Source organism: Nocardia sp. FBN12 (assembly GCF_054031145.1).
In genome coordinates this window covers 5,015,520-5,035,523 of record NZ_CM132926.1, presented here as the reverse complement: position 1 = coordinate 5,035,523, position 20,004 = coordinate 5,015,520, and the positions used below count along the sequence as shown (strand labels likewise).

The following is a 20,004-nucleotide window of genomic DNA, read 5'->3' as shown; positions in this document are numbered from 1 at the left end:
CGGGTAGTGACGTTCACCCGGATGCTCCGGGGCAGACGCTCGGGTGGCGCGCGATCGCGCTCACTCAGACCTCCATCAGTTCGTTGTGGCGCCGCAGCGGTGAATAGCGGCGCAGCAGCGTGGTCACTTCTTCTTCGGCGGCGGGATCGAGCAGGTCGCGGGCGCGCATCCAGTCGTCGTCGAACACGGTGTCGAGATACTTCTCGCCACCATCACACACGATGGTCACCACGGTGGACCCGGCCGGGAACTCCGCGAGCCGCGCCAAGGCATTGTGCACCGAACCGCCCGCTGAACCGCCGATCAACAGTCCGTGTGTCCTGGCGACGGCGCGCGTGGTGGCGAAGGCGTCGACATCGCTGACCTTCACGCCCTCGTCGAGCAGCGAATAGTCGACGGCCGTGCCGATGGTCGCGCCGGGCGGGGTGCCCGTGCCCGACTGCCAGTACGGTCCGCCCTCGCCGCCGAAGGCGATGGAGCCGACCGGCTCGACGCCGATCACCCGGGCGGGCAGACCGAGGTCGCGCAAGCGGGTGGCGGTGCCGAACAGCGAGCCGCCGGTGCCGACCGCCGAGAGCAGGATGTCGACCCGGTCGACCTCGGCCAGCAACTCCTCGGCGACGGCGTAGTAGCCGACGGCGTTGGCGTCGTTGTTGTGCTGTTCGGTGAAGTACGCGTCCTCGCGCGCGGCGGCCATCGCCTCGGCGAGATCTTCTCGTGCCGAGGTGGCCAGTTCGTCGCTGTCGTCATCGGCGACGAACACCAGGTCGGTGCCCATGGCTCGCATCGCGCGCAACTTGTCCTTACAGGCGTGGTTGTCGACCACGGCGGTGAATCGATAGCCACGTTCGGCCGCGACCACCGCCAAGCCGAGTCCGGTGTTGCCGGACGTCGACTCGATGATATGCCCGCCATCGCGCAGCAAACCCCGCTGCTCCGCGTCGAGCACCATCGAACGGGCCATTCTGATCTTGGCGGCGCCGGTGGGATTGAACTGTTCGAGCTTGAGCAGCAGCCGCGTGCCGGTGTCGGTGACGGCGAGTTCGAACAGCGGGGTGCGGCCGATCAGGTCCGTCACGCGCGTGACGAGAGCCATGGGGTGTTCCTCCATCGGATCGATATCTCGGGTGGATCAGCGGGCTGTGCCGTCCAGACTCCAGCGCAGTCGGTCGGCGTCTGCGCGCAGCACTACTTTCGGCGGGAGCGGGAGTTCGTGGAAGCCGGACTCGTTGGAGTCCATCTGGTACCCGGCGGTGTTCGGGTAGACGAGCAGGTCGCCGGTGCGTGCGCGGCGGGGCAGCGGGATGCGCCGTCTGCTCAGCAGGTCGGACTCCAGGCAGGTGGTGGCGCCGACGCAGGTGGGGGTGAGGTGGCCGGTGGTTGGCGGCCACAGCACGGGATCGGGCAGGTATTCACTGTCGAACCACTGTTCGGACAGACTGAGGCTGGTGCCGTCGACGGTGAGGATGTCGTACGGGTTTCCTTGTGTGGTCCGGGTTTTCACGCCTTGGACGCGAAAGACGGAGCTACCGGCGCGATCGAGCAATGCCCGACCCGGCTCGACAGCGAGTCGTATTCCGGCGGCGCGCAACAGTGTCGCGAGATCGTTATGCGCCAGGATCGCCTCGAGCATGGCCGCGCCGGGAACCGGGAAATGGTAGGGGTAGTAGTCGCCGGGCGGGTTGGTGTGAAACCAGTTGTCGCTGAGGGTGTTCTGATACTCAGCCCAGGTCGAGGCGTCGAGATAGTCGACCCCGAACCCGCCACCGATCGAGATCGTGTCCGCCGGATGGCCGTCGGCCCGCGCGCGCCTGCAGTGTCCGACCAACGCGGCCGCTTGCTCGGAGCGGGCGACGGCGTCGTATCCGGAAAGGTGAAAGCTGAAGCCCGACAGTGTGATCGGTGCGCTGATGGCGTGGATCGCCTGTTCGAGTTCCCTGGGATCGAGTCCGAACCGGCTGGTCGAGCCTGCGGGCAGCACCCGCAACAGCACGCGTACCGGCAGATTCAGCGCGGTGAGCCGGTCGAGTTCATCGAGGGCGTCGATCGCCATCAGCGCGCGATGCCGAGCGGCCAGCCACAGCAGATCGTCGGACTTGGCGGGTCCGGTGACCACCAGATCCTCGCCACGCACCCCCTGGGCCATGGCCGCGATCAGCTCGCCGGTACTGGCGACATCGATCCCCGCCCCGTTCTCCGCGCACGCCCGAGCCACACATGCCGCCTTGTTCGCCTTCTTCCCGAAGTAGACGACACCGTCGACACCCGCGTCGGCGAATGCTGACTGAAAAGCGGCGATATTCACCGAAACCCGCTCTGGGAACAACACGTGAAACGGTCCGCCGACCGCCTCGGCGATATCGCTGAGCAGTAATGGATCCGCGAGCAGTCGCCGCTCGATCGGGTCGATGTCAGCCGGCATCGGCGGAGCGCAGTGCTCCGGCACGCTGCCGCTGACGGGCCGACCGGCGGTGGTGTGCTGTGCGGGCACTCGCGCCGACGGGGTGTACAGGTTTGCCGCCGTGTCAGGTGGCGACGCGCTGCCTTCCCCGGTCTGCGCACCCGTCAGTCCCACAACGGCACCTCCGTGCCGCGTCCTTCGGCGATCGCCCTGGCCGCCAACGCGTGCGCGACCGCGATATCGGTGAGGACCAGCCCGCTGTTGTAGACGAAGATCTTCTCGTCCTCGTTGCGGCGGGCCACGGCACTGCGGGTGAGGACCTGCGGGAGTTCGGCATCCACCGAGCGCAGGGTCCCGTCGGGGCCCACCATGTCGGTGCCCGTGAGCGCCATCTGTGCCGCACTGGTGGCGACGACCCGATCGGCTTCGACCAGCGTCGACGGGGCGAGTCCGTAGCCGACCAGCACGGCCACCGAACCCGGTGCCAGATGCGAGGATTCGAGCGCGACCTCGGTACCCGGTCCCGCTGTCGCCAGCACCACATCGGCGGACGCCGCCGCCGCGTACGGGTCGTCGACCACGTCGAGCAGCGCGTGCGGCGCCGCATCGGCCAGTTGCGAGTGCACCGCCGCCAGCCCCTCGGGATGGGTGCCGTACACCATCAGCTTGCGTAACTGCGGGTTCGCGGCGAGCAAGTGCGGCAACGCATTTCGCCCCTGCGTGCCGGTACCGATGAGCAGTACGCTCTCCGCCCCGCGCCGCGCCGTCTCGCGCACCAGCAGCGCCGACACCGCGGGCGTGCGCAACGCGCCGACCCGCGAGCAGTCCATCATCGCGATAGGGGCGCCGGTGGTGTCGTCGTAGAGCGTGATGGTGGTGTAGTACCGCTTGGTGCTGCGGTCGTGGCCGGGATCGAATTTGTAGGAGGTCTTCATCGCCACCACCCGGCGGCGCCCGTCGCGGCCGAGCATGGCGTAGGACACCGACGAGCCGCCGGGGTCGGCGACGCTCAGCTTGCGTGGATTGTCGGACTCGCCCGCCGCGAAGGCGAGATAGGCCTCCTCGACGGCGCGCACCACTTCGGCGGGGCTGATCGGCACGTCGGCCAGATCGCTGCGGGAGAGTACTCGCAGTCCGATGCCGCGGTCACGGTTGTTCAACGGATCCTCGTTCATCTGCAATGCCCCGCTCTGCTGTCCGATCAGCGGTCGCCCGGAACGGCGAGACCACTCGTTGGCCATACCCATTCTCGGACGACTCCTGCGCACGCCGACGGCGTTCGGGCAGCCGGATATTGACGCGTTTGAGCCAGCGGTCGGTGCCGTCGTAGCGCGCGCGGAACGGAACGCGCCCGTGCACGGCCACATCGTTGTCCACCAGCAGGATCTCGCCGGGGGCCAGCGCGGGGGCGTGACTGACCCTGGCGAGTTCGGCGGTGAGCCGGGTGTAGGCGGCGCCGAAGACCTCGTCGGCATCGTCGAGCGGAGTGTAGGCGGGGTCGTAACGTGCTGTGGCAGCGCCGTTCTCGTCGAGCCACAGCGTGGGCAGCGGTGCGAGCCGATCGAAGCCGGTGCCGTAGGAGACATCGGGCAGGATCGGCAGCGTCGGGGTGGTGAGCGTCCGCAGATCCTCGTCGGACAGGCACACCTCGCGCACCGAGGAGACCGTGGTGGCGACCCGGTCGGGGTTGCGCAGGCAGGTCAGCATCAGCAGGTTGGCGCGTTGCGCGTGGAAGGCGTCTTCGGTGTGCGGGCTGAGCAGGGTGGAACTGCTCGCGCCCGACTGCTCGTCCTCGTGGCCCGCGGCGGGCACGATGTTGTTCACCAGCCTGCCGTTCTGCTGTCCCTGCCAGCCGAACGGTTCGCCGACACACCGCGCGAGCAGCAGCATCGTGATGTCCAGTTCGAGCGAGCCGTCGTGCGCCTGCTCGGCCGCGGCCTGCCAGTGCGCCGGTGTCGGACCGAATTCGGCATCGTCGACGGGCAATCCGCGCACCACCGTCGCGCCCGCCGCGGTGGCGGGTGGTCGAACCGCGTGGCGCACGCTGTCGGGAAGTTCGCCGACGCGCTCGGTGATCTGGCCGATCAGCGCCGGGTCGTGCAGGGTGGTCGTATGGGGTGCGTCACCTAAGCGGTGGCGAATATCGGTCGCGAGCGATCGGAGCGCCGCAGCGGCGGCGGGATCGAGCTCGCGGTATTCGATGTCGTGCTGGTGAATCGTCATACGTTCGGAGAGAACGCTTTTCACCGGCTTCCCTTCTTCGCATCAGTCGAACGCGGGTGGTCTTCAGGCTCGATGTGCGAAGGTAGTGCCTACCATCTGATTAGGCAAGACTTACCTAACGTGTCGGCAAGGGAAATAGCCGATCCATATAACGTAGCTTTCTACCCGAGCGGTCGTTGTCAGCGCTGACCGGGGTGTCGCGGGTCGCTGCGGTTCGGTGACGGTCGATGTGAACCTCCCCACTCGGGTTCGGTTTTAGGCTAGCCTCGCCTAGTTTGCGGCGTCGGGAAAGGGGTTTCGGCGCGCGCGGTTCGAGGAGGCAAAACGATGGGTTTCACTCGCAGGCAGCTCTTCCAATCCGGCGTCGGCGTCACCGCGCTACTCCTGGCCGCCGCGTGCACCAGCGATGATCGGTCCGCGACCGCGCAACGCGGTGGCACGCTGCGCGTCGGCGCGCTCGGCACCGCCGCGCGCAGCGAACGAGATCCGCACGCCAACCTCAGCAACGACAGCGACTTTCTCATCACCTCGCTCGTCTACGACGCGCTCACCGTCCCCGGCGCCGATCCGACCGTCGCCCCGCGGCTCGCCTCGAAGTGGGAGCCCAGCGCCGACAACCGGCGCTGGACCTTCACCATCGCCGACGGCGCGACCTTCCACAACGGCGCACCGGTGACCGCCGACGACGTGGTGTGGTCGATGCGGCGCCTGCGCTCGGTCGGTGGCGCGTCGAAGATGCCGGTGGCCGAGAACGATATCGTCGCCGACGGCGCGAATCGCGTCGTTTTCACCGTGCCAGAGCCCAATACCCAACTGCCACTGCTGCTTCGGCTGATGACGTTCACCGTGCCGAAGGGCACCACCGACTTCGCCGCCGCGATCGGCACCGGTCCGTTCCGGCTCGAGTCCTATCAGGGCGGCAATGCCAGGCTGGTGCGCAACGAGCGCTGGCACGGCACGCCGCCGCTGCTCGACGCCATCGAGGTGACGATGTTCGACAGTGTCACCGCACTGGGTAACGCGGCGCTCGGCGGGCAGATCGACCTCGCCTCCAATGTCGGCGCGATCGCCGGGCGCACCGCCGCCGGACGCGGTGACCTGCAGGTCATCCGGCGTGCCAACGACACCATGCTCGGGGTGGCCATGCGTACCGCCGACGGCCCGTTCGCCGATGCCAGGGTGCGCTCGGCGCTGCGCCTCGGTGTCGACCGGACGGCGCTGGTCAACCAGGTGCACTCCGGCTACGGCACCGTCGCCGCGGATGTGCTCGGCACCGCCGACCCGCTCTACGACACCTCGCTGCGCCGCGACCGCGATGTCGAGCGCGCGAAAACCCTGCTGCGCGAAGCGAATTTCGACACCGGCCGCAGCTACCCGTTCGTCACGAAGGCCGAAGTGCCGGGCGAGGTCGAATCGGCGAAGGTGATCGCCACTCAGCTCGCCGAGATCGGTGTCCGGCTCGACGTGCAGGTGGCGGAATCGGCCGCGTTCTACGACCAGACCTGGCTGAACGCGCCGCTGTACACGGTGTCGTGGGGGACCAACGACTCGGTGCTGTTCCTGGCCGACAAGCTGATGACGTCGGGCTCCAACCGCAACGAAACCGCGTTCCGCGACACCGAATTCGACGCCGCTAATGCCAAGGCGCTGGCATCTTCCGGTGACGAGTACACCCGGGCTACCCGTGACCTGCAGCGCATCGAGTTCGAGCGGGGCGGCTATCTGGTGTGGGGCATGGCCGACGGTATCGACATCGCCGCGTCGACGGTGCGTGATCTGCCGACCCTCGGTGGGTTCGCGCGCGTTCAGCTGGAACGCGCCTGGCTGGCGTGACGGCGATGAAAACCTTTGCCGTGCCGATGTTCCGGCGGATCGCGCTCCTGGTGACATTGCTGGCGATCGTGTTCGTCGCGGTGGATCTACTGCCGGGCAACGCGGCCCGTTCGGCGCTCGGTAGGGACGCGGACCCGGCCGCGCTGGCGGCGAAGGAACACGAGCTCGGCCTGGATCGCGCACTGCCGGTGCAGTTCCTGGATTGGATCTCCGGGGTGTTCACCGGAGATTTCGGGCAGACCGCGCGGGGGAATTCGATCGGCGCACTGCTGGCCGACAGGTTCCCGCAGACACTGCTGCTCGGTGGGATCGCGTTGCTGCTCACCATTGTGCTGTCGTTGGCGCTCGGTTGCTGGTGGGCGATGCGCCCGACCGCGGTCGGATCGCGAATCCTGCAGCCGGCCAGCACTGTCGCGGTCGCCGTGCCCGAATTCGTCGGCGGGACCTTGCTGATCCTGGTGTTCTCCCTGGCTACCGGCTGGCTCCCGGCCGTGACCATCACGGGGCGCTCCGGTTTTCCCCTCGGTCCCGAGATGCTGGTGCTGCCGGTGCTGGCGCTGGCTATTCCGCAGATCGGCTGGAACGCCAGAGTCGTACGCTCGGCTCTGCTCGACGTGGCTGCCGCACCACATGTGGAAAGTGCCGTGCTGGACGGGCTCGCGCCCCGCACGATTCTGCTCCGGCACATGCTGCCGTTCGCGGCGCCGACCATCGTCGCCGGCTACGCCACCTCTGTCGGCATGCTGTTCGGCGGCGCGCTGGTGGTCGAGACACTCTTCAACTATCCCGGGGTCGGCGCCGTGCTCGCCGGGTCCGTCGCCGACCGCGACGCCACCATGGTCGTCGCGGTGGTCGCCCTGACGGCGATCGTCATCATGGCGTTGCTCGCGATCGCCGACGTTGTCCGGGCATGGGCGGCAGGGAGCGCGCGATGAACAGGCCGATGTCGACGCCACAGCCTGGTGAACAGGCGTCCAGATCTGGTGTCGCATGGTGGCGGTACCCGGTGGCGGGCGGTGTGGGGCTTTTCGTCCTGCTCGCGGTGGCAGGGCCGCTGTTCGCGCCGTATTCGAGCGACCAGGCTGTCGGGATGCCGTTCGCGCAGCCGGGTGGGGGAGCGCTGCTGGGGACCGATCGGCTCGGGCGGGATGTGCTGAGTCACCTGCTCACCGGCGGCACCCAGCTGCTGGCCGTGTCCGCGGTGATCGCGGTGGCGGTGACCGTGCTGTCGGCCGTCGTCGGCGCGATCGCCGCGGTGCGCCCGCGCGCGGGCAAGGTCATCGAATTGTGCGGCGACCTGGTCATCCTGCTGCCCGCGGTCCTCGGCATCCTGCTCGTGCTCACCGCATGGCCCCAGGGCGGTGTCGCCGCGCTGATCGCGGTATCGCTGCTCTTCGGCGTTCCCTACTGCGCCAGGATCTTCGCGGCCTCCGCCTCGACCATCGCTGCCTCCGGCTACGTCGAAGCCGCAGTCGCCAGCGGAGAATCCCTGTCCCACCTGGTCTTCCGTGAGATCCTTCCGAACCTTCGGGCCGTCTTCACCACTCAGCTCGGCCTTCGCTTCGTCGTCGCCGTCTACCTCGTCAGCACCATCGCCTTCCTTGGTGTCTCGGCGCTCGGCCCGGACAACTGGGCGATCATGGTCCGCGACAACGCCTCCGGGCTCCTCTTGAACCCCTGGGCGGTCCTGGCGCCGAGCGCTGCCATCGCCATCGTGGCGGTCGGAGTGAATCTGGTGGTGACGAGTGGGCCAGGGAAACGCCGGACCCCGAAAACCGCATCGGATGCGCGGGGATGTGGGATCTCCGTGGTGGATTCCGGGGATGCGGCGGTGGTGGACGGGCTCCGCGTTGTCGCCGACAGCGGAGCGGTGTTGCTGGCGCCGTTGTCGTTTCGGTTGAAGTCGGGGACGGTCACCGCGCTCACCGGGGCGTCGGGGGCGGGAAAGTCGACGGCGATGCGTGCGCTGCTCGGGCATCTGCCCGTTGGTGCTCGCGGGCAGGGCGCGGTGCTCGTCGCGGGACATGATGTGTTCGCACTCGACACGGGCGCACTGCGCACGTTCCGCCGCGAACACATCGCCTACGTCGGCCAGGATCCCGGATCCGAGCTCAACCCGCTGCTGCGCGTCCGCGCGGTCCTGGCGGAGGCGGCGCCCGACTCTTCCGATGCTGACCGCCTTGCCGTCCTCGAACAAGTAGGACTCGACGCTACGCATCTGCGCCGCCGCTGCGCCCGCCTCTCCGGTGGTCAGCAGCGCCGTGTCGCCCTGGCTCGAGCCATCCTCCGTCGCCCCCGAATCCTCGTCCTCGACGAACCTCTGGCCGGCCTGCACGGCACGCTTCGCACCGACATCGCCCAGCTGATCTCGGACCTCGCCACCGAGAACTCCACCACCGTCCTGCTTTCCGGGCACGACACCGAGGCGGTCACTGCCATCGCCGACACCGTGATCGAACTTCACCCGCCCAGCGAACGGTCAGTGGGCACTGTCGCAGAGCCTGATATCGGTGACGATCCGTTGGGCGAGGTGCCGGCGGGCCGCAACGGCGACTCCGGAGGTCAGGCCACTGACCTCGCCGCGACCGCATCTGCGATCAACGATCCGTCGAGTTCCGAACAGGCAATTGCCCTGCACGCCATGGGCATCAACGCTGAAGCAGGCGGCCGAGTGGTGCTCGAGGGCGTCGGGTTCAGTCTGCCCGCAGGTGCCGCCCTCGCGGTTGTGGGGCCTTCCGGGGCAGGGAAGACGACCCTCGCGCGGGTGATCGCGGGCTTGCATGCCGACGCGGCCGGGTTGCTGGAGGTAGGTGGTGTCCGGATCCCGGTCGGGCAGAAGCGACGAATCAAGGTCGGCGCCAACGGGATTCAGCTCGTAACACAGAACCCGCGCGCGGCGTTGAACCCGCGGCGCACCGTCGAGCAGACTCTGGCTCGCCCACTCCGTCGCATCGCGCGGGTGCCCAAGCGTGAAACGCCCGCTCGCGTCACCGATCTCCTCGCCGCCGTCGAACTCCCCGCCCACTTCGCCGCGCGCCGACCCCACGAACTCTCCGGCGGACAACGCCAACGAGTAGCCCTCGCCCGCGCTCTCGCGGCCGACCCGGCCGTCCTGATCTGCGACGAGATCACCACCGCCCTCGACACCGCTACCGCCGTCGCCATCATGACCCTGCTTGACCGCCTCCGCGCCGACCGTTGCACCGCGATCATCCTGATCAGCCACGACATGACCCTGGTCCGCGGCCACTGCACCGACCTCCTCGTCCTCGACCACGGCCGAATTGTCGAAACAGGCGCCCCGGCAGCGGTTCTCGCCGCACCATCGCACCAGGCCACCGCCGACCTGTTGGGCTGACACGTCGCGCCGCGCCCGCCGAGCCGCTGGTCGTGTCCCTGCGCCCGGGCGGCTCCGTGTGCTGATCCCCTCCGGCGTGTTGACGCGGCCACACCGGCCGGCGACGGTCTGTAACGGCTACTACCCCACCTCCGACTAAATCGGGTTGTCCTCCAAGCGATTTCAGGAGACGGACCTCGATGATGTACCCACCCCAGCACAGCGAGCTGATGCAGGCGCCCGCCGCACCGCCGTCCGCACCACCTCCGACTGCTGGTTCCACGCGCAGGCGGTGGGTGCTATGGCTCGTGCTCGGTGTCGTTGTCGTCCTCGGTGCGGCTGCCGGGGTGGCGGGGTATGCGCTCACCCGCGCCGAACCACCGGCAATGGCGGTGGGGGACTGCGTGTCCGGTGCTGATGTCCCGGTGGAGTACAGCTGTGCAGACGCGCAGGCGACCTACCGGATCGTCGCGAGGGAGTCGGCGCAGTGGCCGTTCGGGATCCTCTGTATGAAATACGCCGCTGCCACCCGTGCGGTCCTCGACCCGAAGCCGGATGAGTCGAATCCCGCTGCCGCCCTGTGCTTGTCGCCCACCCGCGCCAACACCACCGATCCCGGCTCGCTGCTCGCCGGGGACTGCGTCGACGTGAAGAAGGGCGGCGCGACCATCGTGCGGATGACGTGCGGCGCATCGGCCGCCACCCTCGCCGTCGTCGCCATCGAAATCCACGCGAAGATCCCCGTCACCGACCAAGCCTGCAAAGCCCACGCCTCGACGCGCGACGCCGTTGCCCAGGTTTCGCTCGGCGGTCGCGCGGTCGTCGTGTGCGCCCGGCCCGCCGTGACATCGACCGCGATGACCAGCAGCAAAGTCGGTGATTGCGCCGCTGAAACGACGATGACCCTGGCCCCGTGCGACCAGCCGGGGGTTCGTCATCGAGTGCTGTCGGTGCGAACCCAGCACGTCGAACCGGTATCGCCGCAGTGCCCCGACGACGGCAATGTCAGCGCGGTGGTCGTCAACGGCGGTGGGACGACCGATCTGCGCGTGGTGGTCTGCCTCGGTCCGGCGAATCTCGATCACCTGGGATATGGGAAGCCGGGCGATTGCCTGATCGGGTTCGGCGGCACGGGCGATTCGGCCCCGGTGCTCGTCGATTGTGCCGACCCGGCCGCCAATGCGACGGTGAGCGAGGTTCTCCGGGGCGCGGGCGCGGAATGTCCACGGCCGGTGGGCGCCTCGGGGGCGTTCACCCTGAAGCCCGCGGCGTCCTCAGGATTGGTGGTTTGCTACGTGCCACTCTGAGAAGTGCCTGTGAGATGTGCACAATGCGCGCTGGATCTGGATGATTGAGCAGGTGACAGTGCAGAAAGTCGGCGTGCTCGCCGCAGTCGCGATCAGCGCCCTCTTAGCGGGGTGCAGTTCGCTCGCGTCGATCCCCGGCGACATGCCGCCGGGGCCCGGTGTGCCCCTGCCCATGATCGATGTCGACGCACCCGGCCGCGCCTCCGAGCAGTTGCGCGGCTGGGCCGACGAGCAGTCCGACGCGATCGGCATCCAGCCGGTCGCACTCGAGGCCTACGGGTACGCCGCGGCCGTGCTGGCGAAGTCCAAGCCCGAATGCGGGATCGCCTGGACCACCATCGCCGGTATCGCCAGCGTGGAGAGCGGACACGGCACCCACCGCGGCGCGGGCGTCGACGCCGACGGGACGGTGCGCCCTGGGATCATCGGCGTCGCCCTCGACGGCACCAAGGGCAACGCCGACATCCGCGACACCGACGGCGGCAGCCTCGACGGCGACACCACCTACGACCGCGCCGTCGGCCCGCTGCAGTTCATCCCCGAAACCTGGAAGCGCTGGGGCGTCGACGCCAACGGCGACGGCGTGGCCGACCCACAGAACATCGACGACGCCGCCCTCACCGCCGCCCGCTACCTCTGCACCCGCGGCGGCGACCTGACCTCGGCCGACGGCTGGCAGCGCGCTCTGTTCGCCTACAACCAGTCGAACAAATACATGCATGTGGTGCGCGATCGCGCCGCCATATACAGCATCGGCCGCCGCGTGTAGTTGCGCACGGCCCGGAGTGCCGGTTACTCCACACTCCGCCGAGACGATAGGCTCGACCGCGCACGGCCCTTCCCGTGATACCTACCGTGCCTTCCGTCGTAAGGAGCAGTTTTCGTGGCCATTATCGAACAGGTCGGAGCTCGCGAGATTCTGGATTCGCGCGGCAATCCCACCGTCGAGGTCGAGATCGCCCTCGACGACGGCACCCTGACCAGGGCAGACGTACCTTCCGGTGCGTCCACCGGCGAGCACGAGGCCGTCGAGCTGCGTGACGGCGGCGACCGCTACGGCGGCAAGGGTGTGACCAAGGCCGTCGAGGGCGTCCTCGACGAGATCGCGCCCGCCATCATCGGCCTCGACGCCGTGGAGCAGCGCACCGTCGACCAGGTCCTGCTTGATCTGGACGGCACCCCCGACAAGTCCCGCCTCGGCGCGAACGCCCTGCTCGGTGTGTCGCTGGCCGTGGCCCGTGGTGCCGCCGAGTCCTCGGGCCTCGAGCTGTTCCGCTACCTGGGCGGCCCGAACGCCCACGTGCTTCCGGTGCCCATGATGAACATCCTCAACGGTGGCGCGCATGCCGACACCGGCGTGGACGTGCAGGAATTCATGATCGCCCCGATCGGCGCACCCACCTTCCGCGAGGCGCTGCGCTGGGGCACCGAGGTGTACCACACGCTCAAGGCCGTGCTGAAGGAAAAGGGCCTGGCCACCGGTCTCGGTGACGAGGGCGGCTTCGCTCCCGACGTCGCGGGCACCGTGGAAGCGCTCGACCTGATCAGCGCCGCCATCGAGCGCGCCGGCTACAAGCTCGGTACCGATATCGCGCTGGCTCTCGACGTGGCCGCCACCGAATTCCACACCGAGGGTTCGGGTTACAAGTTCGAGGGCAAGGTCCGCACCGCCGCCGAGATGGGCGAGTTCTACGCGGACCTGCTCACCCGGTACCCGCTGGTCTCCATCGAGGACCCGCTGTCGGAAGACGACTGGGACGGCTGGGTGGCACTCACCGACGCCATCGGTGACAAGGTGCAGCTGGTCGGCGACGACCTGTTCGTCACCAACCCCGAGCGCCTCGAAGAGGGCATCGCCAAGGGCGCCGCGAATGCGCTGCTGGTGAAGGTCAACCAGATCGGCACGCTCACCGAGACCCTCGACGCTGTCGAGCTGGCGCACCGCAACGGGTACAAGACCATGATGTCGCACCGTTCGGGCGAGACCGAGGACACCACCATCGCCGACCTCGCGGTCGCCGTCGGTTCGGGCCAGATCAAGACCGGTGCTCCCGCGCGTTCCGAGCGGGTCGCCAAGTACAACCAGCTGCTGCGCATCGAGGACGCCCTCGGTGATTCGGCACGCTACGCGGGTGACGTGGCCTTCCCGCGTTTCACCGGCGAATTCTGAAGGCAGTACAGGGGCGGTAGCGAATGACCGAGCGACGTGCGCGTGGAACCAGTCCGGGTGGACGAGGTGACAGGCGTACGTCGCGGGCCGCGCGCTCCCGCCCCAGTCTCGACACGCCGGGCCGCCCCACCGCGGCCAAACGGCCGACGCGCCGTCGCCCGGAAACCGCGGGCGCGAAGCGCAAGGCGAGCGGCAAGCTCGACCACAACGAGCACACCATCCTCGGTCTCTCGACCGGCAAAGCGGTGATCCTGGCGGCGGTACTGTGTGGTCTCGCGCTGACGTTGGCGGTGCCGACGCGCACCTACTTCAGTCAGCGCGCCGAGGCCGTCGCCCTGGCCAAACAGCGGACCGAACTCGAGGCCGACCTCGCGGGTTTGCGTGATCGTCGTGCGCAACAACAGGATCCGGCTTATATCCGTTCCGAAGCGCGCGACCGTCTGCGTCTGGTGATGCCCGGCGAAACCCCCTACATCGTGCAGATTCCCGGCATCGAAGCACCGGCGCCGCCGCCGATGAGTACCCGATCAGCGGCGCCCGACCCCTGGTACACCGACCTGTGGCGCAGCATCTCCGAACCAGCCCCGGAAGGACCACGGTGACGACACCGAACGCCAGCGACCTCGAGATCATCGCGAAGCAGTTGGGCCGCGAGCCTCGCGGTGTGCTCGAAGTCGCCTACCGCACCCCCGACGGCCTGCCCGCCGTGGTGAAGACCGCGCCCCGCCTGCCCGACGGCACCCCGTTCCCCACGCTCTACTACCTGACCGATCCCCGCCTCACCGCCGAGGCGAGCAGGCAGGAGTCGGCCGGAGTGATGCGCGAGATGACCGAACGCCTCGCCACCGATCCTGACCTCGCGGCCGCCTACCGTCGTGCGCACGAGAGCTACCTGGCCGAACGCAACGAGATCGAGTCCCTCGGCACCGATTTCACCGGGGGCGGCATGCCGGACCGGGTGAAGTGCCTGCACGTACTGATCGCGCACTCCCTCGCCAAGGGGCCCGGACTGAACCCCTTCGGTGACGAGGCTGTCGCGCTGGCGGCCGCCGCCGGCTTCCGCGGGACCGCGATCCCGGCCGACTGGCCCGCCGCACCTGGCGAGCAGGCATAATCGCGGGAGTGCCCGGCGCACGAGACCTGGAGGAACGCCATGAGTGAGCGCATCGCCGCAGTGGACTGCGGCACCAACTCGATCCGCCTGCTGATCGCCGAGGTGGGCGCCGACGGCTCGCTCACCGACGTGCACCGGGAGATGCGCATCGTGCGGCTCGGTCAGGGTGTGGACGCCACCGGCCGTCTCGCGCCCGAAGCCATCGAACGCACGCGCCTGGCGCTGGCCGATTACGTCGATGTGATGGTGGCGCAGGGTGTTTCGCGCGTCCGCATGGTCGCCACCTCCGCCACCCGCGACGCCGCCAATCGCGACGACTTCTTCTCGATGACCGGCACCGAACTCGGTCGTGCAGTGCCGGATGCGGTCGCCGAGGTGATCACCGGCGACGAAGAAGCCCGGCTGTCGTTCGCCGGTGCCGTCGGCGAATTGTCCGCTGACGCAGGGCCTTTCGTGGTCGTCGACCTCGGCGGCGGCTCGACCGAACTGGTCGTCGGCGACGAAAACGGCGTCCAGGCGGCCCATTCCGCCGACATCGGCTGCGTCCGCATCACCGAACGCTGTCTGGCAGGCAACCCACCGACCGCCGATCAGGTCGCTGCCGCAAGAGAATTCGCCCAGCAGAAACTCGACGAGGCATTCGAGAAGGTCCCCGTGGACAAGGTCCACACCTGGGTCGGCGTGGCAGGCACGATGACCACCATCACCGCCGTAGCCCTCGACCTCCCCGAATACGACTCCGCGCGGGTACATCTGACCCGCCTCAGCCTCGCCGAGGTCCACCAGGTCTGCGACCGCCTGATCGCCATGAACCACGACGAACGCGCAGCCCTCGGCCCGATGCACCCCGGCCGCGTCGACGTGATCGGCGGCGGCGCGGTGATCACCGAAGTCCTCGCCGACGAATTGTCCAGCCGTGCGGGAGTTTCCGAACTCATCGTCAGCGAACACGACATTCTCGACGGCATCGCCATGTCGATCGTGAACACCGCGGCCTGACGTCGTTCTCGTCGGTCGACGACGCCGCAGCCCCCGGCGCGGGCGCACCGTGTCAGAGGTCGGCGGCCGCGAGCGCCTCGGCTTCGGCGCGAAGCTCGGCCGCCTCGGCCGTCCGCTCCAATGCCGTCAGTCCGGTGGCCTGGGTGGTCAGCGTGGTGACGAGCGACGCCGTCAACCCCTGCCCGAACAACTGGACCGCCACCACCTTCTGCTTCGTCTCGGTTTTCGCCCGCGGCCGGGTGGCTTTCGCGACCAGCTTCGGAAACCGCTTGTCGAAGCGGCGGACGAGCTGACGGCGCACGTCGATCTCCTCGGTCCGAACGTCGACGGCTTCGCGCCTGCGCTGGAGTTGGTCGAGGTAGAACGCCTCCTCGTAGAGCGACTGCGCCAAGTCGACCATCTTCGCGTACCCCAGCGGCCCGCTGACCATCTCGCGGTACGCCGCCGACGATTCCGCCGCGTGCAGCAAAGCCATGTCGGTCTCGGCGCTGATCCAGTACCGACGTGCCATCCTGGCGTGATAGCCGCCGAGCTTGTTGTTGAGCTGGTAGGCCCCGAACGCGAACGGTGGTAGCCGGAGCCCGAGCGTGGACCGCGAGCCGTACATCGACGACCGATCGACGCCCGATGTCTCATCCGGATGTGCTGTCGTCCAGGCGATCTCCGCTTCAACGCGCTGCAGCGCGGCACCGTGCTCGAACAGCCAGCCGCCTGCCACCTCCGAGGCGACCGCGAGATAGGTCACCGCGCCGAGAACGAGCGCCCCCATAGCGGCGACCGGCCACGTCCACCCCGACGGCGACAGCTTCCACACCGAGATCGCCACCGCGTCCGCGACGGCGACCGACACGAAAAACCATCCGGCGACGAGGGTTCCGCGACTGGACAGGGTGGCCAGCGCCACCCACACGACGCCACGGCCGACGCCGGTGAGGCCGATGCCGGGGAGTACCAGGATTATCAGCCAGGCGTCCTCGCCGGTCCACAACCACAGTGGCGCGCCGATCGTCCAAGCGAGCAGTGCCCAGATGAACGCGGCTCCCCAGCTGCCGAAATCCTCCCCGGAATCCATGCCTCGATGGTGGCAGGCGGGTCCGCTCAGCTGCCGGTGCGCTCGCGATGCTTGCAGCCAGGCCAGCAGCACGGGCGTCGCTGACCTTCTTCCAGCTCCTCCTGGGTGCGCCGAATCCGCCGTGCACGGGTCGCGTCCTGTTTCGCGTCCTCGACCCAGCAGATGAATTCGTTGCGGGCCAGCGGGGTGATGTCCTGCCAGGCGGTGAGCGCCGCCGAGTTCGCGAGCAGTGCCGCACGCAGATCCGTCGGCAACTCGTGCACCACACCACCGGAGACTTGTCGACTGCTCATCAGTCCACGGTAGCGCGCATGTTGCTCGACCTGCGGTTACCGGGAAGATCCGCGGCGAAACTAGACAAACAACCACATGTGTCTCACCATAGAGTCATGAGTACAACGACGTCTCATTCGGTGCGGTTCGAACTTCGCTCCGGAGACACTTGGCGCGATCCCTGGTCCATGTATTCCGCACTGCGCGAGCATGATCCGGTCCATCGGGTAATCCCCGACGGGCGGGAATCCGATGACTTCTACGTGCTGTCCCGGCACCCCGATGTGTGGGCGGCCGCCCGCGACCCCGAGACCTTCTCCTCGGCCTCTGGTTTGACCGTCGACTACGTCGACCTGGCCGCGGCCGGGTTCGGTGGCGTCCGGCCGTTCGTCTTCATGGACCCGCCGGAGCACACCGATTTCCGCCGCCGAGTGTCGCCGGGATTCACTCCGCGCCAAGTGAATTCGGTCGAGCCCGCAGTGCGCAGGTTCGTCGTCGAACGCATCGAGCGACTGCGCGCGGCGGGTGGCGGCGATATCGTCAAAGAGCTGTTGAAGCCACTGCCCACCATGGTGGTAGCGCACTACCTCGGGGTTCCCGAACACGATCACGGCAAATTCGACGAGTGGACCGAGAACATCGTCGGTGGCGCCGTCGCGGGCGCCGGGATCGCCGCGGGCGACCAGAACGCCTTCGCGGCTGTCGGCGAACTGGTCGGCTACTTCACCGAACTGATCGCCCGCCGTCGCGTGGAGCCGGGCGACGACACCATCTCGCACCTGCTGGCCTCCGGCCTCGGCGCCGAGGGCGACAACGACGGCCTGATCGCGATTCTCGGCTTCGCGTTCACGATGATCACCGGCGGCAACGACACCACCACCGGCAATCTGGGCGGCGCGGTTCAGCTCCTCACCGCCAACCCTGACCAGCGCAGACAGCTCGCCGACGACCCGTCGCTCATCCCGGATTCCATCGAGGAGTTCCTGCGGATGACCTCCCCGGTGCAGGGGCTGGCCCGCACCACCACCCGCGACGTCGAACTGCACGACACCACCATCCCGGCCGGCCGCCGTGTGCTGCTGCTCTACGGCTCCGCCAACCGCGACGAGCGCGAATTCGGTGCCACCGCGGCCGAACTCGACATTCGCCGTAACCCCAAGCGCATCCTCACCTTCAGCCACGGACACCACCACTGCCTCGGTGCGGCCGCCGCCCGCATGCAGGCGCGGGTGGCGCTCGAGGAACTGCTCTCCCGGTGCCCGGATTTCACCGTGGACCTCGATGCGGTGCAATGGTCGCAGGGCAATTACGTGCGCTGGCCCGTCTCGGTGCCGTTCCGCGCGGCATGAGCGGTAGCTCGCGTCACCACGCGGCATGTCGAGAGGGAACAGTATGAGCGGTGACTGGCTGGCCACCGACCGGGCCGACCTGGCCGCCGAACGCATCATCGACGCGGCCGCCGAACTGTTCGCCGAACACGGGGTGGCCGCGGTCGGGATGGCCGAGATCGCCAAGGCCGCCGGGTGTTCTCGCGCCACCCTGTACCGCTACTTCGACAACCGGCACGCGGTGCGTCTCGCGTTCGTGCACCGCGAGACCCGTCGCATCGTCGCCCAGCTCGACGAGCGGTTTCGCGACATCACCGACCCGGGTGAACGGATCATCGCCGCGATGCTCGGCGCGGTCGAGGAGGTTCGCGCCAACCCCCTGCTCATCGCCTGGTTCCGCCCTGCCGACTCCGGCACGGCGGGCCGCATCAGCCAGGACTCCGACGTCATCGAATCCATGGCCGCGACCATCTTCGCGCCCACGGACCTCACCGACCCGGAGCGCAGCCGCCTGGCCCGCTGGCTCACGCGCATCATCGTCTCGCTGCTCTCGGCGCCCGGCCGTGACGCCGCCGACGAACGCGCCATGCTCGAAGAGTTCGTCGCGCCGGTCGTCACCCGGACCTTCGTCGCACCGAACTAGAACGTGTTCTATATTCGAGGGAAAGTTCCGGCGATCCCTCGGGAGTCCAGATATGTACCAGTGGTCAGACGAAGACCTGATGTTCCGCGACGCTGTGCGCGGCTTCATCGCCAAGGAGGTCACCCCGCACGTCGACCAGCTGGAGAGCGGGGCGCTGCCGCCGTTCGACATCATCCGCAAGCTGTACGCCACCTTCGGGCTCGACGAGATGGCGCGCGAAGGGCTCGAGAAGGCGCTCGCCCGCGAAGAGGCTGGTACCGCCGGCTCGGGTAAGCCGGGCTTCAGCGGCGCGGGCAGCATGGGTGTCGTCCTCAACAGCGAGCTCGCCGGTGTGAGCCTCGGTCTGGTGGCGTCGATGGGGGTGAGCCTCGGTCTCGCCGTGGGCACCATCCGCAGCCGCGGCACCCTCGCGCAGAAGAAGCGCTGGCTGCCGGAGCTGGTCACCATGGCGAAGGTCGGCGCCTGGGCGATCACCGAACCCGATTCGGGCTCGGACGCGTTCGGCGGCATGAAGTCCTACGTCCGCCGTGACGGCGAGGACTACATCCTCAACGGCCGCAAGACCTTCATCACCAACGGCCCGTATGCCGACGTGACCGTCGTCTACGCCAAGCTGGACGAAGAGGACGGCACCGACCGCCGCGATCGCAAGGTGCTGACGTTCGTGCTGGACAAGGGCATGCCCGGTTTCGCGCAGAGCCCCCCGTTCAAGAAGATGGGCATGAACTCCTCGCCCACCGGCGAACTGTTCTTCGAGAACGTCCGCATCACCCCCGACCGGTTGCTCGGCGAAACCGAGAACCCGGCCAAGGGCGACGGAAAGGACAGTGCCAAGGAGTCTTTCGCGGCCGAACGCATCGGCATCGCCTCGCTGGCGCTCGGCATCATCAACGAATGTCACCGCCTCTGCGTCGATTACGCCAAGTCCCGCAAGCTGTGGGGCAAGGAGATCGCGCAGTTCCAGCTCATCCAGCTCAAGCTGGCCGAGATGGAGATCGCGCGAATCAATGTGCAGAACATGGTGTTCAACGCCATCGAGCGCACCGCCGCGGGCGACAAGGTAACCCTCGCCGAGGCCTCGGCGATGAAGCTGTACTCCTCCCGCGCCGCCACCGAGGTCGCGATGGAGGCTGTGCAGCTGTTCGGCGGCAACGGGTACATGGCCGAGTACAAGGTCGAACAACTCGCCCGCGACGCCAAGTCACTGATGATCTACGCCGGTAGCAACGAAATCCAGGTCACCCACATCGCCAAGGGCCTGATCGCCGGGTAATACGCCAGATTCTCCGGGAGCCGCGCACACT

At 68.3% G+C, this 20,004-nt stretch carries 18 protein-coding genes; 12 read left to right on the top strand and 6 right to left on the bottom strand.

The window, feature by feature from the left end; all coding sequences use genetic code 11:
- Nucleotides 1–64 precede the first annotated feature (64 nt).
- From ACWZHB_RS23895 to ACWZHB_RS23880, 4 genes are all read right to left on the bottom strand, one after another.
- Nucleotides 65–1,096 carry a PLP-dependent cysteine synthase family protein gene (locus ACWZHB_RS23895; RefSeq protein WP_427904066.1) on the bottom strand — a complete coding sequence of 344 codons (1,032 nt, stop codon included), beginning with the start codon at nucleotides 1,094–1,096 and terminating at the stop codon, nucleotides 65–67.
- A 36-nt stretch (nucleotides 1,097–1,132) separates the two neighbouring features.
- Nucleotides 1,133–2,422 carry a type III PLP-dependent enzyme domain-containing protein gene (locus ACWZHB_RS23890; RefSeq protein ID WP_427909276.1) on the bottom strand — a complete coding sequence of 430 codons (1,290 nt, stop codon included), beginning with the start codon at nucleotides 2,420–2,422 and terminating at the stop codon, nucleotides 1,133–1,135.
- A 143-nt stretch (nucleotides 2,423–2,565) separates the two neighbouring features.
- Nucleotides 2,566–3,576, bottom strand: a complete 1,011-nt coding sequence (locus ACWZHB_RS23885) for an ornithine cyclodeaminase family protein (RefSeq protein ID WP_427904065.1) — start codon at nucleotides 3,574–3,576, stop codon at nucleotides 2,566–2,568.
- A complete protein-coding gene (locus ACWZHB_RS23880) occupies nucleotides 3,548–4,624 on the bottom strand; it encodes a TauD/TfdA family dioxygenase (protein ID WP_427904064.1) in 1,077 nt (358 codons plus the stop codon). Before ACWZHB_RS23880 ends, ACWZHB_RS23885 begins: the two co-directional genes overlap by 29 nt.
- Before the next feature lie 327 nt (nucleotides 4,625–4,951).
- On the opposite strand from ACWZHB_RS23880, the gene ACWZHB_RS23875 reads away from it, so the two are divergent.
- The 9 genes from ACWZHB_RS23875 (at nucleotide 4,952) to ACWZHB_RS23835 (ending at nucleotide 15,384) form a co-directional block, all read left to right on the top strand.
- Complete coding sequence (locus ACWZHB_RS23875; protein ID WP_427904063.1) at nucleotides 4,952–6,457, top strand: ABC transporter substrate-binding protein; 1,506 nt, start codon at nucleotides 4,952–4,954, stop codon at nucleotides 6,455–6,457.
- 5 nt (nucleotides 6,458–6,462) lie between these two features.
- Nucleotides 6,463–7,392, top strand: a complete 930-nt coding sequence (locus ACWZHB_RS23870) for an ABC transporter permease (RefSeq protein ID WP_427904062.1) — start codon at nucleotides 6,463–6,465, stop codon at nucleotides 7,390–7,392.
- Nucleotides 7,389–9,815: an ABC transporter ATP-binding protein/permease gene (locus ACWZHB_RS23865; protein WP_427904061.1), complete on the top strand. Its 2,427-nt coding sequence runs from the start codon at nucleotides 7,389–7,391 to the stop codon at nucleotides 9,813–9,815. Before ACWZHB_RS23870 ends, ACWZHB_RS23865 begins: the two co-directional genes overlap by 4 nt.
- Before the next feature lie 179 nt (nucleotides 9,816–9,994).
- Nucleotides 9,995–11,101, top strand: coding sequence for an LppU/SCO3897 family protein (locus ACWZHB_RS23860; RefSeq protein WP_427904060.1), 1,107 nt, complete (start codon nucleotides 9,995–9,997; stop codon nucleotides 11,099–11,101).
- A 40-nt stretch (nucleotides 11,102–11,141) separates the two neighbouring features.
- On the top strand, nucleotides 11,142–11,870 hold the full coding sequence (locus ACWZHB_RS23855; RefSeq protein ID WP_427904059.1) for a lytic transglycosylase domain-containing protein: 729 nt from the start codon (nucleotides 11,142–11,144) through the stop codon (nucleotides 11,868–11,870).
- A gap of 114 nt (nucleotides 11,871–11,984) precedes the next feature.
- Nucleotides 11,985–13,271 carry a phosphopyruvate hydratase gene (gene eno / locus ACWZHB_RS23850; RefSeq protein WP_427904058.1) on the top strand — a complete coding sequence of 429 codons (1,287 nt, stop codon included), beginning with the start codon at nucleotides 11,985–11,987 and terminating at the stop codon, nucleotides 13,269–13,271.
- Between the two features lie 23 nt (nucleotides 13,272–13,294).
- The gene (locus tag ACWZHB_RS23845) at nucleotides 13,295–13,873 is read left to right on the top strand and encodes an FtsB family cell division protein (RefSeq protein ID WP_427904057.1); all 579 of its coding nucleotides are present in this window, start codon (nucleotides 13,295–13,297) and stop codon (nucleotides 13,871–13,873) included.
- Entirely contained in the window at nucleotides 13,870–14,385 is a 516-nt protein-coding gene (locus tag ACWZHB_RS23840) for a DUF501 domain-containing protein (RefSeq protein ID WP_427904056.1), read from the top strand. The genes ACWZHB_RS23845 and ACWZHB_RS23840 overlap by 4 nt, the downstream gene beginning before the upstream one ends.
- Before the next feature lie 39 nt (nucleotides 14,386–14,424).
- The gene (locus tag ACWZHB_RS23835) at nucleotides 14,425–15,384 is read left to right on the top strand and encodes a Ppx/GppA phosphatase family protein (RefSeq protein ID WP_427904055.1); all 960 of its coding nucleotides are present in this window, start codon (nucleotides 14,425–14,427) and stop codon (nucleotides 15,382–15,384) included.
- Between the two features lie 52 nt (nucleotides 15,385–15,436).
- On the opposite strand, the gene ACWZHB_RS23830 is transcribed toward ACWZHB_RS23835, so the two are convergent.
- On the bottom strand, nucleotides 15,437–16,456 hold the full coding sequence (locus ACWZHB_RS23830) for a hypothetical protein (RefSeq protein ID WP_427904054.1): 1,020 nt from the start codon (nucleotides 16,454–16,456) through the stop codon (nucleotides 15,437–15,439).
- A gap of 26 nt (nucleotides 16,457–16,482) precedes the next feature.
- Nucleotides 16,483–16,749 (bottom strand): YdeI/OmpD-associated family protein, encoded by a 267-nt coding sequence (locus ACWZHB_RS23825; RefSeq protein ID WP_427904053.1) that lies wholly within the window; start codon nucleotides 16,747–16,749, stop codon nucleotides 16,483–16,485.
- 96 nt (nucleotides 16,750–16,845) lie between these two features.
- Between ACWZHB_RS23825 and ACWZHB_RS23820 the strand changes: the two genes are divergently transcribed.
- The 3 genes from ACWZHB_RS23820 to ACWZHB_RS23810 are packed head-to-tail and all read left to right on the top strand — an operon-like array spanning nucleotide 16,846 to nucleotide 19,973.
- Nucleotides 16,846–18,078 carry a cytochrome P450 gene (locus ACWZHB_RS23820; protein ID WP_427904052.1) on the top strand — a complete coding sequence of 411 codons (1,233 nt, stop codon included), beginning with the start codon at nucleotides 16,846–16,848 and terminating at the stop codon, nucleotides 18,076–18,078.
- A gap of 43 nt (nucleotides 18,079–18,121) precedes the next feature.
- Nucleotides 18,122–18,700 carry a TetR/AcrR family transcriptional regulator gene (locus ACWZHB_RS23815; RefSeq protein WP_427904051.1) on the top strand — a complete coding sequence of 193 codons (579 nt, stop codon included), beginning with the start codon at nucleotides 18,122–18,124 and terminating at the stop codon, nucleotides 18,698–18,700.
- A gap of 52 nt (nucleotides 18,701–18,752) precedes the next feature.
- Nucleotides 18,753–19,973 carry an acyl-CoA dehydrogenase family protein gene (locus ACWZHB_RS23810; protein ID WP_427904050.1) on the top strand — a complete coding sequence of 407 codons (1,221 nt, stop codon included), beginning with the start codon at nucleotides 18,753–18,755 and terminating at the stop codon, nucleotides 19,971–19,973.
- Nucleotides 19,974–20,004 lie beyond the last annotated feature (31 nt).